We start from the raw sequence: 17,232 nt of genomic DNA, 5'->3' as shown, positions 1-17,232 counted from the left end.
TGAGTGTCACACTGATAGTTTAAGTGAAGTCAAGAATCTTTTAACTGTTTAGAAATCGGTTCTAATCAGCCCCCTCATCTGAGGAGGAGCTATTTTTCTCCACCTTAGAAGAGCTAGAGGAGCTTTACTCTAGCCATGACTTGTAATACTTACCATCATCTATCTTCATAGCGTTCTTCGTAAGCTGTAAAGGCTTAAAAGTATCTATCATTACCGCGAGTTCCTCCGTCTTTGTTTTACCAATACTAGCTTCATAAGTTCCTGGGTGCGGTCCGTGCGGAATACCAGCAGGGTGCAATGAAATGTATCCCGGACCAATACCGGTTCTGCTCATAAAATCCCCGTCTACATAGTACAACATTTCATCAGAATCTATATTGGAGTGATTGTATGGCGCCGGAATGGATTTAGGGTGATAATCATACAATCGTGGACAGAACGAACATATCACAAAAGCACTAGTTTCGAACGTCTGATGTACTGGTGGTGGTTGATGCACCCTACCGGTAATAGGCTCAAAATTATGTATGGAAAATCCGTAAGGATAATTATAGCCATCCCAACCCACTACATCAAAAGGATGCGTAGCATATACGAGATGGTGCAACATACCCTGTTTCTTAATTTTCATAAGAAACTCACCTTTTTCGTCATGGGTCTGTAAATCCTGCGGCAATTTGTAATCCCGCTCACAAAACGGAGAGTGCTCTAAAAGCTGACCAAACCAATTACGATAACGTTTTGGCGTGTAAATAGGATGAAAAGATTCTGCATATAATATGCGGTTCTCTTCGGTATCGAATTCTATTTGATAAATCATTCCCCTAGGAATAATTAGATAATCGCCATATTCAAAAGGAATATTCCCAACAAAAGTTTTTAATGTTCCAGTGCCTTTATGGATGAACAACATCTCATCTGCATCAGAATTTTTATAAAAATATTCCGTCATCGATTTTTTAGGAGCCGCCAAACCAATATGCACGTCGTTATTTACAAGCATGGGTTCTCGGGATTCTAAAAAATCGTCCTGCGGAGCTACATCGAAACCAATTAGTTTTCTAGATTTTATATGCTTTGCTTCGGCTATTTTAGGGCTCATATCAATTGCCTCTCCAATCTCCTTAACCTGTGTGGGCCTATGAACATGGTAAAGCAGCGATGACATACCATCAAAACCAATTGTCCCGAACAATTGCTCATAATACAGAGTACCATTTGGTTTCTCGAATTGTGTATGCCGCTTTTGCGGAAACTTTCCTAGTTTATGATATATAGGCATTTTTTTAGTTTAAATGTTTATAGTTTATGGGCTTAAAGCTTATAAGTTGAGACCATAATTTGTGATTTTAAAATACGGCAGGAACATACAAACCTTTAAAATCCAAACTTATAAACTTGTGATTAATGCAAAGTACCTCTTAATTGCTGTTCTAGTTCAATAGCTTCGAACAGTGCTTTAAAGTTACCTTTTCCAAATGACTGTGCGCCTTTTCTTTGAATAATTTCAAAGAACATGGTTGGCCTTGGCTCTATTGGTCTTGTGAAAATCTGTAGCAGATACCCTTCATCATCCCTGTCTACTAAAATCCCAAGCTCTTTTAAAGGTGCAATATCCTCATCTATTTTTCCAACACGGTCTGTAACCGCATCATAATAAGTATCCGGAATAGTTAAAAACTCAATTCCTCTACTCTTTAAATCGCGGACAGTCTGGATAATATCATCTGTGGCCACAGCAATGTGCTGCACACCTTCACCTTCATAAAAATCCAAGTATTCTTCTACTTGGGATTTCTTTGCTCCTTCGGCAGGCTCATTGATAGGAAATTTAATCCTTCCGTTGCCATTACTCATAACCTTACTCATTAAGGCCGTATACTCGGTAGAAATATCGTTATCATCAAAAGAAAGGATATTTACAAAGCCCATTGCCTTTTCATAAAACTCTACCCAATAGTTCATCCTATCCCAATCTACGTTACCCACCATATGGTCAACGTATTTTAAGCCTGTGGGTGCTGGATTATAGTCTGGCGTTTCCCATGCTGTATATCCTGGCAAAAAAGTTCCATTATAATCCTTGCGTTCTACAAAAATATGTACTGTTTCTCCATAGGTATAGATTCCCGCACGCACTACACTACCATGCTCATCTTTCTCGGTCACCGGCTCCATGTAAGATTTCGCACCTTTACTTACTGCCGTTTCATAGGCATAGGTAGCATCATCTACCCAAAGGGCTACTACCTTAACACCATCACCATGTGTGTCTATGTGCTTCCCAATTTCAGTACCACTTTTTAGTGGCGAAGTCAAAACCAAACGTATTTTATCCTGGACTACAACGTAGCTTTCCCTATCCTTGAGGCCAGTTTGCAAACCTGCATAGGCGTGTGATTGAAAACCAAAAGCGGTTTTATAAAAGTGAGCGGCCTGTTTGGAATTACCCACATACAACTCAATGTAATCGGTGCCATTGATAGGCATAAAATCCTTAGCATCTTCGTGCAATTTTGGTAAAGCTGTTGTATCCATTATAAATTAGGTTTCTATTTATTGTTGCATATGCAACAAATATATTAAAAAAATCGTTTTGTTCTTAATCTTATAAATTATTTAACAGCTCCTTCATCGCTGCCAGCATAGCTTCATTTGCTTTCCGAACACCAAAAGATATTCTCACCTTCCCAGGAGCGCCAAAGACACCTACGGGTCTTACCATAATACCCTTGCTTTCCATAAATTTTGTAAAATCTATATTTTCCACAGGTGGGTCTATTAGAACAAAATTACCTTCTGTTGGCCAGAATTTGATTCCGAGTTCATCTAAACCCTTTAAAACAAATTTTCGCTCCTCTTGAACTAAGTCTACGGTACGTTGCACAAAATCTGTATCCTCTAGAGCCGCTATAGCGCCCTCCAAAGCCAAAGAAGACAATAAAAAAGGCTTGCATACCTTCCGGATATAATTACTTAACGCTAAAGGAGCATAACAATAACCAACGCGTAAACCTGCCAAACCATAAGTTTTGGAAAAACTGTTTATCCCAATAATATTATAACCTTCCAATACAAAGGGCAATGCGGAAGTATAGTCGGACGCCTCTGCAAAATGACGGTACACTTCATCGTAGACCACAATAACATTTTTAGGCACTTTCGAAAGAAAAGCTACCAAAACATCATAAGGAATATAGTTGCCAGATGGATTATTTGGGGAAGCCAAGAATATCATCTTAGTCTTCGCTGTGATTGCTTTTAGTATACCTTCCAAATTATAATCGTAATCTGGCGTCATTGGCACATTAATCGCTTTGGCACCCATCCAACGGGTAAAGGCGGTATAAGGTAAAAAACAAGGCTGAGAAACAATAATCTCGTCCCCTTCCGAAAGGAAAACTTTAGAAATGATATCTATAATCTCTGAACCACTGTTTGCCGTAACAAAATGATCCGCATCTAACTGCTCTTTAAAATCTTTGGACAAGGCTTCTCTTAACCTTATATCTGTATTGTCTGGATACAAACTTAAATCATTGACAGCATTAGTAATTGCAAGGGAAACCTTTTTTGAAAAACCTAACGGATTCTCATTAGAGGATAACTTATGCACCTCAATACCAGTGGGCATAACTATTTTTTTACCACCGCCCTTGTACGTACTATCTTCTTGAATATAGGATTTATACATGTTTTATTTTAAGCCTTATAGTCCAAAAGTAATCTATTTTTTCATTATTGTTGCATTTGCAACATTGTTTTGCATTTTCTCCTTACTTTTGATAACTACAACGAGTATTCCTATGGACAGAACAGAGGGTTTTGGAGTGTATCTTGATCGCACACTTAAAAAAGTACAGCATACTTTTCTGAGGACTTTTAGTGAGAATGATATTGATCTTACCATTGAACAGTGGGTTATCTTAAGAAGAGTACATCTGCTCGGGACTGATGCCTCGCAAGCCGAAATAAGTAACACCAACTTTAGGAATAGAGCCACCACATCCCGGGTTATAAGTGGTCTTTGTAAAAAAGGACTTTTAGAAAAAACGCGTTTTGGAAATGACCAAAGGCGCTACAAGCTCTTAATGACAGATGCTGGAAAAGATTTAATGACCAAAGTAATGCCATTAATAAAGGACATTCGTAAGATGAGTATAAAAGATATTAGTGCTTATGAATTTGATGTATTCCTTAAAGTCTTAGATCAAATTTGGGATAATTATAACCAATATGAGGCTAATAGATAAATACGAAAGGTCAACGAAAAAATGGACAAAATCTGTAAATTGTCTGTAAAATCAGCCCCCTATAAAAAACCTATTATTTTTATCTCATCTTTTATCAATTTTCGTTTTACAGCTCTATAAAATTTAGTAGATTTGCACCCACATTTGAAAAAGCGTTTCAGATGTTAGGGTCGCATAGCTCAGCTGGATAGAGCATCTGCCTTCTAAGCAGACGGTCGGAGGTTCGAATCCTCCTGCGATCACCACGAAAAGACTTTAAGGATGTTACATCTTTAAGGTCTTTTTTTTATCCAAGCTACACTCAAAAACCAGGTCAATCACCTTGATTTCTTCCAAATCTCAAAATCACTTTTTATAGCGTCATCGGTAAGTGGATAGAGCCCAACAATAGTTTTTCCTTTTTGCACTTGTTCCAGCACAAATTCTTCAAATAAGGTCATTTTCGTACTTTCTTCGATCACTTCATCAACTAAATGATAAGGAATGACCATTACTCCATCATCATCCCCTAAAATGATATCACCAGGAAAAACGGCAACATCACCACAACCAATAGGAACATTAATATCCATTGCTTGGTGGAGCGTAAGATTTGTAGGAGCGGAAGGTCTGTTATGGTAAGAAGAAAATGGTAAGTCTGTAATCTCCGCCGAATCACGAAAACCACCATCCGTAACAATACCTGCAGCCCCCCGAACCATTAATCGCGTAATTAATATGGAACCTGCTGATGCAGCCCTTGGGTTTTTTCTACTGTCAATCACTAGGACAGCACCTTCAGGACAGGTTTCAACAGCCACACGTTGCGGATGCTTAGGATTCTTAAAAACTTCAATACCGTTTAAATCTTCTCTTGCAGGTATGTAACGTAGTGTAAAGGCCTCACCTACCATGGTCGGCCTTCCTTTTTTTAAAGGCACCACGTCTTGTATAAACTGATTTTTTAATCCCTTTTTAAATAAGAATGTAGCAACCGTAGCGGTGCTAATCTGTTTTAGCTTTTGCCTATTGCCTGCAGATAATCTCTTTATTTTACTCATGCTTTTTTCCAGGTTTCTTTTAAGAAAGCCAAATCTTTCTGTATTCGAGCAAAGACTTCGTTCCTAGGTATGTTAATTTTTGATGCGCCACGTTCTGCCTCTCCTAAATCATATTCTAGATGTAATGAAACTGGAACGTTGATTTCATAAGCTTTCAATAGGGAAAAATAACGATTAAAATCTACCATACCTTCTCCCAAAGGAACATGTATAGGCTTCCATTTTTCACTCACTTGCCCCCATTTAAAATCATTCATAAACATAGTGTAATTTGCAAACGAACTATAGGAACCTTGTTAAAAACTTGCAAGTCTTACAAATATATGTATTTTTGGTAAACCAAATTGGTTAACCAATTTATGCTCGTAACTTACTTTCTAACATATATCTATTAGAACTAGACATATATCTCCTTAAAATGAAGAAATTCTTAATTATTCTTTCCGTATTTATTTTATGTTTGGCTTGTGGTGAAAAATCAAATTTAAGTCTCATCAAAGTTAGTAACCCTGTTGAGCTCGGCGATGCAATAGCTGTGGCCAAAGCTGGAGATAACATTATACTAGCAAACGGTGTTTGGAAAGATGTACAAATAGCCTTTACAGGAAAAGGCACTAAAGACAACCCTATTACCATTAAGGCTGAAACCGAAGGCAAAGTTTTCATCGAAGGGGTTTCCAACCTGACTTTTGGTGGTGAATTTTTAGAGGTTAGCGGCCTACATTTTAGAAATGGATATTCGCCATCCCAAGCGGTAGTTGATTTTAAAATAAGCCAAAAGGGTAAACCAGACCAAATATCGAATAATTGTAAACTAACGAATTGCGTTATTGAAGATTTCAATAAACCCAAAAGAGACGATAGTGATTTATGGGTTCGGTTTTGGGGTAGACACAATACCTTAAGCAACTGCTACATTGCGGGAAAAACAAACCGAGGCCCCACGGTTAGGGTTAGTATCGCAGGTATAGAAAGTATAAACAACTATCATCAAATCGTTAACAATCATTTTGGTCCAAGACCGGTAAAAGGCGGTCCAAGTGGCGAAACTATTCAATTAGGCGATAGTTATACCTCCATGTCACCAAGCCATACCATGGTGGCTAGTAATTTGTTTGAAGCGTGCAATGGAGAGGTAGAAATCATTTCTAGTAAAACAAATTTCAACGTATTTAAAAATAATGTATTTTACAAAAGTGAAGGTTCTTTGGTAACACGTCACGGAAATTATGTCACCATAAATGGCAACTACTTTATTGGAGATGGTGTCAATGAAAACTATGGAGGAATTAGAATTATTAACACAGGACATTGGGTAGTCAATAATTATTTTTATCAACTAAAAGGCAAAAGCTTTAGAAGTCCGTTAGCTATTATGAACGGCATTCCTAAATCTCCTCTAAACCGTTACAACCAAGTAACAGATGTAGTAGTGGCCTATAACACCTATGTAAATTGTAGCGCCCCATGGCAATTTGGTGTTGGACAAAATTTAGCACAAGCTGATGTGCTTCCAAAATCAGAAATCCGCTCGGCAAGAGCTATCAGAACCACCATTGCGAATAATATAGTATACAATGAGAAAGGCCTTGAGGCTATTGTTATTGAAAATGATAAAGCAGACGGCGTCACCTTCAAGAACAACGTTATTAATAATCAAGGTGTTGCCTTTAAAGATTTTAACGGTGGTATTGTGCCAGCACCTTTGGATATAAAAAAACTATCTGATAACATTTATATCCCCACAGGCATACCCAATAATTTTGAAGCCTATGAGGGCTTCGATTTTGATACCATTGAAACCGATTTATTAGGTGTTTCTAGAAAAGAGGATAAAAGTATTGGTGCCATTATGGGCAAAGACGTTTACAACCCTAACATTTTGGATAAATCCAAATACGGTACCTCCTGGTTTTCTAATGAGACGGTACCTAGAACCCCTATTACGCATACTGTAACTAATGCAGACGCCTTACAATCGGCAATTAACAATGCTAGTAACGGAGATATAATTTCCATAGCCGAAGGCACCTATGAAATCAACAACCCCTTAGTTCTTCATAAAGCCTTGACGATTACATCAGAAGAAAACGTTAAGGCGCAACTTCTATATACAGGAGAAGCAAATACCCCATTATTTTCTCTGCAACCCAAAGGGAAACTGACCCTAAACAACGTAAGCTTAAAGGGAAATAATACCAACTATGCTTTTGCGAGTTTACAGCAAAACATGTCCAATCATTTTGGACTAACGGTTTTAAATTCTGACATCAGTGATTTTAATTACATACTAAAGGTTTATAAAGAATCCTTCGCTGAGCGTATCACTTTTGAAAACACGGCTATTTCCAATTCTGCAAATGGGATAGAACTGTCCGGAGAAACTAACGATAAAGGTGATTACAATACAGAATACTTAACGATAAGTAATTGTGATTTTAATAATGTTGAAGCGAATGTCATTGATTATTACAGAGGTGGTTATGACGAGTCTACAATCGGCGGAAACCTATTAGTGACAAATAGTACTTTCACACAATGTGGGGGAAAAGAAAAAAACAAAACGCTCTTAAATCATCGTGGTATCATTAATGTAACTCTTACCCAAAACACCTTTAAGAATAATCCGGTTCAGTTTATCGCAACACTCTGGGGATCAAAAAACAATACAGCATCAGGTAATGAAATCAATAACTCTGGAAAAATCACGGTCGAAGAGAATTTGAAATTAAAATTAATGTACTAGAAACGATATACCTATGTATAATCAAAACTACTTCTCACAAAATAAAACATCAACTCTTTATCGGTATTGGTCTTGCGCCTTAATGACGAAAATAAATACCCCTTTAAAAAGCATCTGCTCTACTATTTTATTATATTTTGTTTTAGCCCTTCTAACAGTTTCATGTTCAAATGAAACGGAAATTGTTGTTCAGAATTTACAGATGCAAATACCAACAGGTGAAAATACCTTTATCGAAGAATTACTTAAAGGTGAGATAGCGGAAACTAAAATTGAACATATCGCCTACCTCGGACCCGCAGAGAAAACGATATATCTAAAGGAAGGTTATGTTAATATGTTCCTATTTGTTAGTGGCGAAGGGATTCTTTTTGCTGATACTATCAAACGAAATGTTACGCCAGAATCTATAGCCATCCCTATGCACAATATGGAGCAAGTACAATTTCAGGTTCCCGACAGTGAAACATTGCACTTTTTACAGTTTACCAAAAAGTTGTCTGCGCAAGACCTTGAAGACCTTGAGAACTTTCCGCAGGAAAACAAACAGGACCTATTTTTTACCCGTTTTATAGATACGGAACCGTATACCGAAAAAATTAAAAGCCCCAATACCGTTAGTAGAACGGTATTGCCTGCTGATATTGTACCTCGTGTTGCTCTTGGGACCGTAGAAGCAAAAGGACCGGATGCGGTTGGGGCACATGAACACCCCATGCTAGACCAGCTGTTTTTAGGACTTACCGATAATGATATTACGGTACATGCAGACGATGCTTCTACCAAACTAAAAGCGTATTCTTTATTACATATCCCTATTGGCTCTAGCCATTGGGTTACTGTGGACGAAGACAAAAAAATGAATTATATGTGGATGGATTTTTTCTTGACCGAAGAAGGTCAAGAATGGTTAAAAACCCACAAACCAACGAGTACCAATAAAAATGATTGATGCAAAACGGTCCTTGAACGTTCATTAAATTAAACCGTTACCATAAGTGGAAAATATTCAAAAAAGAAAGAAAATGCATAATTGGTCTAATAAAATCTTGCTATCCAATACAGCCATACGAATCCTACTTATTTCGTTTTTCATAACGCTCTTTCAATACCAAGGAAACGCCCAAGAACATCCTAAATTGATTTTGACCAAAGCCGGTGTGGAAAAAATCCGTGCCGAATTAGGGAATATACCTTTATTCGACGCATCATTGGCAGCGATAAAAGCAGCGGTAGATGCGGAAATTGCCCTTGGTATCGACACCCCGATTCCAAAAGATTATTCTGGCGGATACACCCATACACGTCATAAACAAAATTGGTTTACACTTCAAAAAGCAGGCGTTCTATATCAAATACTTGACGACGAAAAATATGCAAAGTATGTAAAGGATATGTTGATGCAATATGAGGAAATGTACAAGACCTTACCCTTGCATCCAAAAACGAGGTCTTACGCTCGTGGCAAATTGTTCTGGCAATGTTTAAACGATTCTAACTGGTTGGTCTACGTTAGTCAGGCATATGATTGCATTTATGATTATTTAACAAAAAAGGAGCGAAAAAAATTGGAGAAAAATTTATTCAGACCCTTCGCAGATCATATTTCAGTTGACAGTCCACAATTTTACCAAAGAGTACATAACCACAGTACTTGGGGCAATGCTGCGGTTGGGATGATAGGTCTAGTGATGAACGATCAAGAACTAATTGACCGTGCTCTGTACGGTATAAAGGGGGTGAATTTAGATAAGAAAGCTAAGGATGATGATGGAGGCTACTTAAACAAGGACGGCAAAGCAGGTTTTCTTGCTAATATAGAGGAACCTTTTTCTCCTGAAGGATATTACAACGAAGGTCCGTATTATCAGCGTTATGCCATGTACCCTTTTTTAATTTTTGCAGAAGGATTGCATAACGTAAAACCTGAACTGAATATCTTTAAGTACAAAGACGGTGTACTGCTTAAATCTATCAACGCACTATTAAACCTGTCGGATGCAGATGGTGATTTTTTTCCACTAAACGATGGTCAGAAAGGCATGTCCTATTACACCGGTGCTTTGGTTACTGCCGTAAATATCTCATATCAATATGGCGGGCGAGACCCTCAGTTATTAAGTATTGCCAAAAAACAGGGGAAAGTACTTTTGGATGATTCTGGTTTGGCTGTGGCAATAGGCGTTCGCGATGGAAAAGAAGAGGCTTTTGAAAAAAAATCCATCAACCTGACTGACGGGCCAGATGGAAAACAAGGTGGTGTTGGCATATTAAGAAATGAAGGTCTGGAACTTGTTTTTAAATATGCAGCACAAGGTTCCAGTCACGGACATTATGACAAGTTATCGTACTCTTTATATGAGGACGGTAATGAGGTTTTACAAGATTATGGTTTGGCACGTTTTGTAAATATAGAACAAAAGGGAGGCGGCAACTACCTAAAGGAAAATAAGACCTGGGCCAAGCAAACAATAGCACATAACACCTTGGTTCAGAACGAGACTTCTCATTTTCAGGGAAAATACGAGATAGGCAGTCAGCATCATTCCGATTTGCATTTCTATGACGATTCCGATACCGCGGTTCAAGTGGTTAGTGCCAAAGAAAAAAATGCTTATCCTGGAACAGAAATACACAGAACTATGGCCGTTATCAAGGATGAGGATTTCGAAAAACCTTTCCTTTTGGATATGATGAGAGTAACTTCCAACACTGAAAACCAGTACGATCTTCCTTTCTATTTTATGGGACAGGTAATAAAAGCCAATTTTGAATATGAATCTCCTGCTTTAGCCATCCTCGGAGAGGATAATGGATATCAACATTTATATCTTGAAGGAAAAGGAACACCTTCCTCAAAAAGTACAGTATTATCATGGTTAGGCAACGGAAACTTTTACACCCTCACCACCATAACCGATAACGCAGATGAATTACTTTTTACGCGTTTGGGGGCAAATGACCCAGAGTTTAATTTGCGCAGGGACGCTGGATTCATGCTACGCAGAAAAAACACAAAGAATACCACTTTTGTTACAGTTATAGAGTCACACGGGAGCTACAGTCCAGTGACAGAATCCGCAATTAATTCCAATAGTAACATCAAAGAAATAAAACTAGTGTTAGATACAGCAGATTATACGGCTGTATTGATCACTAACGTAAAAGGGAATTCTAAATTATTTATAACAGCAAATACAAAAGTTTTAAAAACAACGACACATACCGTAAAAATTAGTGGTAAGGACTACACTTGGACAGGTTCTTACACGTATCAATAATCACAAAAACAGAATAATATGAATAGAGCCAGCGAAAAATACATCGTAACAAAGGACATAGACTGGGAAGTACTCGGTGGAGGAGTATCAAGAAAGTTCTTAGGGTATGACAACCAAATTATGATGGTACGTGTAAAGTTCGATAAAGGCGCATTGGGCGCCCCACATCAGCATTTTCACACACAAGCCACCTATTGTGTCTCCGGTAAATTTGAATTTGAAATTGATGGCGTAAAACAAATTGTAGAAGCTGGAGATGGTGTTTATATTGAGCCGAATTTACTGCATAGTGCAGTATGTCTGGAAGAAGGGGAGTTAATTGACACCTTTAGTCCGGTACGGGAAGATTTTTTGACCGGTGAAGGGCCGTCTTATTTTAGCGATAAATCATAGTTAGGCCTAACAATAAATGATTCTTAAGTTAATACCAACTAGGTGAATAGCAAGTTGAACTGGGAATCATTCCCATAACAACAGTAGTCTAAAGGGTTCACTAAGTCTTTAAAGTATAGGTCTTGGATAATGCGCTCCCGACCTACATTTTAAAGTACCGATAAGACAAACCAATTGGTTGGATGTTTACAGATAATATAGAAAAGAAGCTGCTTTATTTGAAGATTTAAAGAGGAGGGGGATGCACGTAAGTTGGTCAGCAAACCGTTAAAGCCTTAAGCGGTTTACAATTCTTTGTCCGTAATTCTTATAAGACCTAGGAAGAAAGTGAAAGATTGCCTGAGCACATGGTAATTTTTTTCCTTTATCCATAGATCTTATGGATTTTTTTGTTTGACTATTGTAAAATAGATTTTACAAAGAAATATTATATAATTACAAATATCCCATTTTACATATTAAGATTTTATCGGTTCCTTAAAATTCGCATCATAAAATTTAGTATAAATTTTTTTTTAACAAATCAATAACATATATTTGGTCAACCAAATTGGTAAACCAATATGGTTGACCAATTAAAAAGTAAAACTTATCATGAAAACTTAGTATAAATCTAAAAAGGAACGAGTAAAAACTATCCTTTTATCATATGGTTACTTCTTCACCAAGAAACAATAGTTAAATCTTTCTGTAGAATTATCCAGAAGGCACAATCAAAAAATTAGGAGTTTTCAAAAGCTATGATAAAACGATAGTAGTTTTAAATCTCAACTTATTGTCAAGAAAGACAAAGCTCAATTACATAGTACTAACTTAATTAAACACTTATGAAATTTAAATTAAAATTTTTAATGATTGTAACGTTGCTGGTCAACATACAATTATTTGCGCAGGATACGTACAGCGTATCCGGTACCGTAACGGACGATTCCAATGTTCCGGTCCCCGGGGCCAACGTTGTCATATCCGGTACCACCACTGGAACCTCTACGGATTTCGATGGTAATTTTAGCATCATGGCCAAGGAAGGTGATGTACTGGAATTCTCCTCCTTGGGTTTTACGACGGTCACCAGAACGGTCACGGGACAGTCCAGGATCGACGTTACCCTTGCCGAGGACTCCGCCCAATTGGACGAGGTGGTCGTGGTAGGTTACGGTTCCCGTAAAAAGAGCGATATCACCGGTTCGGTATCCTCGGTAAAATCCGAAGAGCTGAACGCCTTTCCGGTCCTTGACGCGGCGCAGGCGATCCAGGGCCGTGCCGCCGGTGTGGTGGTACAGTCCAACAATGGTGGGGAGCCCGGTGCACCCATCAATATCCAGATAAGGGGAAACACCTCGATCAACGCGAGCAGTGCTCCACTGATCGTAGTGGACGGTTTCGTTGGTGCCACGTTCCCCCAGCCCAACGACATCGAATCGATCGAGATACTCAAAGATGCTTCGGCAACCGCGATATACGGTTCCAGAGGTTCCAACGGTGTGGTACTTGTTACCACTAAGAAGGGTAGAAAGGGTAAATTGTCCGTGGAGTTCAATACCAACTATTCGATACAGAACACGGCCAACGAGCTGGACCTGTTGAACGCGGACCAGTTCGCCACCTACCAACAAGCGATAAATCCCGGTTATACCCAAGGATCGGCCAATACGGACTGGCAGGACCTATTGTATAGGTCGGGAAGTACACAGAACCATCAGTTCGCGTTTTCGGGAGGTACCGATAAAGTGAACTTCTATGCTTCCGCCACTTACTTTAAGCAAGAAGGTGTCGTGGTTAATTCAGAATTCGAGCGCGTATCCTTTTTATCGAATATCGACGCGCAGGTAACGGACAAGCTAAAACTTGGGTTCAACCTTTTCGGGAGCAGGGGCTCCAAGGACGGTGTCCCCACACAATCGACCGGTGAAACGGCCAACGGAGGTGGTGACGATGTAATTTCCCTACTCTTCAGGTTCGCGCCGGACCAACCGGTACAGGACGCGAACGGCGTGAACACGATCAACTCCGTGGGCGATAACGTGGACAACCCTTTTGCGGTCGCAACGGAAGGTGTGAACGAGACCAAGACGGATAATTACAGGGCCAACCTATACGCCGATTACGATATTGTCAAAAACCTTAGTTTCAAAACAACCTTCGGTCTTAGTACCGCCAACGGTACGGAGGGTGTTTTCAGACCATCCACTTTAGTGGTGACCGCCGGAGCGGGTACCGGAGGTAGGGCTACGGTACAGAACTTTAAAAGAACAAGCCTGTTGAGCGAGAACTATCTCACCTACAACAAGGAGATAGGTAAAGGTAACCTGAACCTTTTGGCGGGCTACTCCTATCAGAAAACATCGACGGAACGGTTTTCCGCAGGTGCTTCGGGATTCACCTCTGATTCCTTTTCCTATTTCAACCTACAGTCGGGTGCCGTTCAGCTGATCCCTACTTCCTCCTTCTCGGAAACGGAGATACAGTCGCAGTTCGGTAGGTTGAACTACGATTATGACGATAAGTACTTGATTACGGCAACAGTAAGAAGGGACGGTGCGTCCAACTTTGCGGAAAACGAAAAGTATGCCATCTTCCCTTCCGGTGCATTGGGCTGGAAAGTGTCCAACGAGAATTTTTTGAAGGACCACAAGACCATATCCAACTTGAAACTAAGGGCCAGTTACGGTGTGACCGGTAACCAAGCGATCGCAGCTTATCAGTCCCTGGCCAGTTTCGGTTCGGTGTTCACCCCTATCAACGGTACTACGGTAATCAACGTAACGCCCAACCAAGTTGCGAACCCCGACCTGAAATGGGAATCGTCCTTCCAGACGAACCTAGGTCTGGACCTGGGGCTCTTCAACAACAGGGTCTCCCTTTCCTTGGATTACTATAACATAGATACCAAGGACCTTATCATCGAGGATACGAGCCAACCACAGTTCTTAGGTTTCCTTACCGCGGCCAGTCTAAGAAATGTGGGGGAGGTCAACAACAAAGGATTCGAGGTCACCTTGAACACAAGGAACATCAGTAACGATAATTTCAGTTGGACGACCGATTTCAACTGGTCCAGGAACAGGAACGAATTCGTGACCTTGTTGAACGGTGAGGATATCTTCCAAGATGCCTCCCCGGGCTATTTCAACGTGCCACGTACACACGTGCTAAGGGAAGGCGAAGCGGTAGGTGTTTTCTGGGGCTTCGACTATAAAGGAGTTTACCAAGGAGGTGCATTGCCGGAAGGTACGGCGCTACTTGCCGGTAGTGATGTCGGGGACCAATTGTTCGCCGACCTGGACGGTAGCGGCGATATCACCACGGACGACCAAACTATAATCGGGGATCCAAACCCGGACTGGACCATGGGTATCACCAATAACTTCTCCTATAAAAACTTTGACCTGAACATCTTTTTCCAAGGGTCCTTCGGCGGGGATGTCATGAACCTTACCAATGTGCAGTTGTTCAACGGGGATTCCAACGCAACTACGGCCATTCTCGATTCTTGGACACCGACCAATACGGATACCGATATACCTCGCGCTAGGTTAAGAGGTAAGCAGATAACCTCTCGTTTCGTAGAGGACGGCAGCTACCTGCGATTGAAGAACCTTGCCCTAGGCTACAACCTGCCCCAGGAGGTAACGGATAGAATAGGTATGGACAACGTTAGGTTCTCCATCAGCGGACAGAACCTGTTGACCTTTACGAACTACTCCGGATTGGATCCCGAAGTGAGTTATGGTGTAGTCGGACAGGACAGTTCGGCGAGCAACACAACGAACGGTTTCGATTTTGGTAACTATCCGACCGTAAGATCTGTTAACTTTAGTGTCAATTTGAAATTTTAAAAACAAAAAAAAATTAGTATGAAAACTTGTAAATTTTTATTCGCATTTATCGCATTGGCCATCATGGGATGCTCCGACCTGGAGGAAGAACCGGTAGGACTATTGGCCCCGGACGGTTTTTTCCAATCCACCAATGATATCCAGACCGCGGCCAACGCAGCCTTTGGCCACATGACCCATGAAGATTTTTGGGGAAGGAAAATGTCCTTGACCCTTATGTTACGAAGTGATATGGTCGCTTTCGGTGACCCTACCACCTCACAGCGAAGAATAGACCATGATATTTTTACCGTGCAAGCGGATAACGGTATGATCGATGGATATTGGTTACGGGTCTACCAAATTATTGCCGCTGCCAACCAGGCCATAGCGGGTGCCGATGACGTAGATGTGGACGAAGCAATTAAAAACCCGATTACGGCCCAGGCGTACTTTGCAAGGGCCTTCGCCTACTTTCATTTGGTAAGGCAGTTCGGGGATATCCCTTACATTGCTGAAACGGTAACGGACCTGGCGGCCGCAAGCAGCATCAGCAAAACCCCCGCTGCAGAGGTCTACGCCAATATCATTTCGGATCTGGAATTCGCTAAACTATGGTTGCCCGATACGCAACCGGCAAGATCCATCCCTGCAAAATCCGCAGCGCATTCCTACTTGGCCCTCGTATACTTGACAATGGGCGAGTACGGCAATGCCTATACGGAGGCTAAAGGGGTCATAGACAACGAAGGGGCCTACGGTCTAGGTCTGGAAACCGATTTTCAGGACCTGTTCGACGCTACCAAAATAGACGGTTCCAGCGAACCTATCTTCGTGCTGGATTTTATCGGTGCCAGTAACGGTGACGATGGTAGGGACTACCAAGCTGCCCTTACGGGTATCAGGGACGACCAACAGTACGGACTTGGAGGCGGTTGGTCCGTAGGCGTACCGGCCTTGGGCGTATACGATTCCTGGGACGGAAGGGATTATAGAAAAGCGGTAAGCCTGGATACCATCGGGCTTTTCGATGGTGAGGTACAACCCTTTACCGTATTCAAGGAAAGTGGTGCCGGAAGAGCGGTGAACAGACCGCACATCGCAAAATATACCCGTGGTACGGGAGTTACTTCCACCGGTAACGGTAGAGGGTCGCAGCAGAACTACATGATGATGCGTTACGCAGAAGTTTTGTTAATTGCCGCAGAGGCACTCAACGAGACAAGCCCGGGTTCCGCAGAGGCGGCGGGTTATGTGAACAGGGTACGCGCAAGGGCAAGGGCAGGCAACGGTTCCGCCTTCCCTGCGGACGTGACGGGAGGAATGTCCCAAGGGGACTTCAGGGACATGGTCCTGGAAGAACGTAAATGGGAACTTGCCTTCGAGTACAAGAGATGGTACGATATCGCCAGAAGACAACTGGGCGCAGAAGTGTTCGGAGCATCAGGTCTAGAAGGGGTGAAAGAAAACTTCGACCCCGGCAGGGACTACCTGTTCCCAATACTTGCGGACGAACTGGCGAGAAACCCGAACCTACAACCTCAGAACCCAGGGTACTAAAAAGTCAGTTTTTCAAATTGTTTTAGTTAGTTTTTTGAGCATTTAGCCGGTTCTGAATAGGAACCGGTCAAAATGCCCTATCAAAGATGATTTCGCTATCGATTTTAAAGAATTAAAGCTCGTATATTTTTCTTAAGACCC

General features: G+C 40.9%; 12 protein-coding genes and 1 tRNA gene. 8 read left to right on the top strand and 5 right to left on the bottom strand.

Features of this window, described 5'->3' with window-relative positions; genetic code table 11:
* Positions 1 to 124: 124 nt before the first annotated feature.
* The 3 genes from SJY09_RS16825 to SJY09_RS16815 form a co-directional block, all read right to left on the bottom strand.
* A complete protein-coding gene (locus tag SJY09_RS16825) occupies positions 125 to 1,282 on the bottom strand; it encodes a homogentisate 1,2-dioxygenase (RefSeq protein WP_396636864.1) in 1,158 nt (385 codons plus the stop codon).
* A 122-nt stretch (positions 1,283 to 1,404) separates the two neighbouring features.
* Positions 1,405 to 2,538 carry a 4-hydroxyphenylpyruvate dioxygenase gene (gene hppD / locus SJY09_RS16820; RefSeq protein WP_396636863.1) on the bottom strand — a complete coding sequence of 378 codons (1,134 nt, stop codon included), beginning with the start codon at positions 2,536 to 2,538 and terminating at the stop codon, positions 1,405 to 1,407.
* Positions 2,539 to 2,608: 70 nt separating this feature from the next.
* On the bottom strand, positions 2,609 to 3,694 hold the full coding sequence (locus SJY09_RS16815) for a pyridoxal phosphate-dependent aminotransferase (protein ID WP_396636862.1): 1,086 nt from the start codon (positions 3,692 to 3,694) through the stop codon (positions 2,609 to 2,611).
* Between the two features lie 112 nt (positions 3,695 to 3,806).
* Between SJY09_RS16815 and SJY09_RS16810 the strand changes: the two genes are divergently transcribed.
* Together SJY09_RS16810 and SJY09_RS16805 are read left to right on the top strand one after the other, a co-directional pair.
* Positions 3,807 to 4,253 (top strand): MarR family winged helix-turn-helix transcriptional regulator, encoded by a 447-nt coding sequence (locus SJY09_RS16810; RefSeq protein ID WP_396636861.1) that lies wholly within the window; start codon positions 3,807 to 3,809, stop codon positions 4,251 to 4,253.
* 168 nt (positions 4,254 to 4,421) lie between these two features.
* A tRNA-Arg gene (locus SJY09_RS16805) sits at positions 4,422 to 4,498 on the top strand.
* A 72-nt stretch (positions 4,499 to 4,570) separates the two neighbouring features.
* Here the strand turns inward: SJY09_RS16805 and SJY09_RS16800 are convergent.
* Positions 4,571 to 5,293 (bottom strand): ribonuclease activity regulator RraA, encoded by a 723-nt coding sequence (locus SJY09_RS16800; protein ID WP_396636860.1) that lies wholly within the window; start codon positions 5,291 to 5,293, stop codon positions 4,571 to 4,573.
* Positions 5,290 to 5,550 (bottom strand): hypothetical protein, encoded by a 261-nt coding sequence (locus SJY09_RS16795; RefSeq protein WP_396636859.1) that lies wholly within the window; start codon positions 5,548 to 5,550, stop codon positions 5,290 to 5,292. The genes SJY09_RS16800 and SJY09_RS16795 overlap by 4 nt, the downstream gene beginning before the upstream one ends.
* Positions 5,551 to 5,711: 161 nt before the next feature.
* Here SJY09_RS16795 and SJY09_RS16790 point away from each other — a divergent pair, with 161 nt between their 5' ends.
* The 6 genes from SJY09_RS16790 to SJY09_RS16765 all read left to right on the top strand — a co-directional run bounded on the left by SJY09_RS16790 (position 5,712) and on the right by SJY09_RS16765 (position 17,091).
* Positions 5,712 to 8,039: a chondroitinase-B domain-containing protein gene (locus SJY09_RS16790; protein WP_396636858.1), complete on the top strand. Its 2,328-nt coding sequence runs from the start codon at positions 5,712 to 5,714 to the stop codon at positions 8,037 to 8,039.
* Positions 8,040 to 8,121: 82 nt separating this feature from the next.
* The gene (locus tag SJY09_RS16785) at positions 8,122 to 8,991 is read left to right on the top strand and encodes a cupin domain-containing protein (RefSeq protein WP_396636857.1); all 870 of its coding nucleotides are present in this window, start codon (positions 8,122 to 8,124) and stop codon (positions 8,989 to 8,991) included.
* A 73-nt stretch (positions 8,992 to 9,064) separates the two neighbouring features.
* Complete coding sequence (locus SJY09_RS16780; RefSeq protein ID WP_396636856.1) at positions 9,065 to 11,320, top strand: alginate lyase family protein; 2,256 nt, start codon at positions 9,065 to 9,067, stop codon at positions 11,318 to 11,320.
* 18 nt (positions 11,321 to 11,338) lie between these two features.
* Positions 11,339 to 11,713, top strand: coding sequence for a cupin domain-containing protein (locus SJY09_RS16775; protein ID WP_396636855.1), 375 nt, complete (start codon positions 11,339 to 11,341; stop codon positions 11,711 to 11,713).
* Positions 11,714 to 12,540: 827 nt separating this feature from the next.
* Complete coding sequence (locus tag SJY09_RS16770; RefSeq protein WP_396636854.1) at positions 12,541 to 15,552, top strand: SusC/RagA family TonB-linked outer membrane protein; 3,012 nt, start codon at positions 12,541 to 12,543, stop codon at positions 15,550 to 15,552.
* A gap of 18 nt (positions 15,553 to 15,570) precedes the next feature.
* Positions 15,571 to 17,091, top strand: a complete 1,521-nt coding sequence (locus SJY09_RS16765) for a RagB/SusD family nutrient uptake outer membrane protein (protein WP_396635738.1) — start codon at positions 15,571 to 15,573, stop codon at positions 17,089 to 17,091.
* The last annotated feature ends 141 nt before the right edge of the window (positions 17,092 to 17,232 follow it).

The sequence above is a fragment of the Maribacter sp. R77961 genome (assembly GCF_044594925.1).
Classification (GTDB): Bacteria; Bacteroidota; Bacteroidia; order Flavobacteriales; family Flavobacteriaceae; genus Maribacter.
This window is presented reverse-complemented; position numbering and strand designations above follow the sequence as displayed.

Bases quoted from the DNA above. Each gene is read 5' to 3' on its own strand.
- SJY09_RS16825 (WP_396636864.1), bottom strand. From the start codon at position 1,282: ATGCCTATATATCATAAACTAGGAAAGTTTCCGCAAAAGCGGCATACA.
- hppD (WP_396636863.1), bottom strand. From the start codon at position 2,538: ATGGATACAACAGCTTTACCAAAATTGCACGAAGATGCTAAGGATTTT.
- SJY09_RS16815 (WP_396636862.1), bottom strand. From the start codon at position 3,694: ATGTATAAATCCTATATTCAAGAAGATAGTACGTACAAGGGCGGTGGT.
- SJY09_RS16810 (WP_396636861.1), top strand. From the start codon at position 3,807: ATGGACAGAACAGAGGGTTTTGGAGTGTATCTTGATCGCACACTTAAA.
- SJY09_RS16800 (WP_396636860.1), bottom strand. From the start codon at position 5,293: ATGAGTAAAATAAAGAGATTATCTGCAGGCAATAGGCAAAAGCTAAAA.
- SJY09_RS16795 (WP_396636859.1), bottom strand. From the start codon at position 5,550: ATGAATGATTTTAAATGGGGGCAAGTGAGTGAAAAATGGAAGCCTATA.
- SJY09_RS16790 (WP_396636858.1), top strand. From the start codon at position 5,712: ATGAAGAAATTCTTAATTATTCTTTCCGTATTTATTTTATGTTTGGCT.
- SJY09_RS16785 (WP_396636857.1), top strand. From the start codon at position 8,122: ATGACGAAAATAAATACCCCTTTAAAAAGCATCTGCTCTACTATTTTA.
- SJY09_RS16780 (WP_396636856.1), top strand. From the start codon at position 9,065: ATGCATAATTGGTCTAATAAAATCTTGCTATCCAATACAGCCATACGA.
- SJY09_RS16775 (WP_396636855.1), top strand. From the start codon at position 11,339: ATGAATAGAGCCAGCGAAAAATACATCGTAACAAAGGACATAGACTGG.
- SJY09_RS16770 (WP_396636854.1), top strand. From the start codon at position 12,541: ATGAAATTTAAATTAAAATTTTTAATGATTGTAACGTTGCTGGTCAAC.
- SJY09_RS16765 (WP_396635738.1), top strand. From the start codon at position 15,571: ATGAAAACTTGTAAATTTTTATTCGCATTTATCGCATTGGCCATCATG.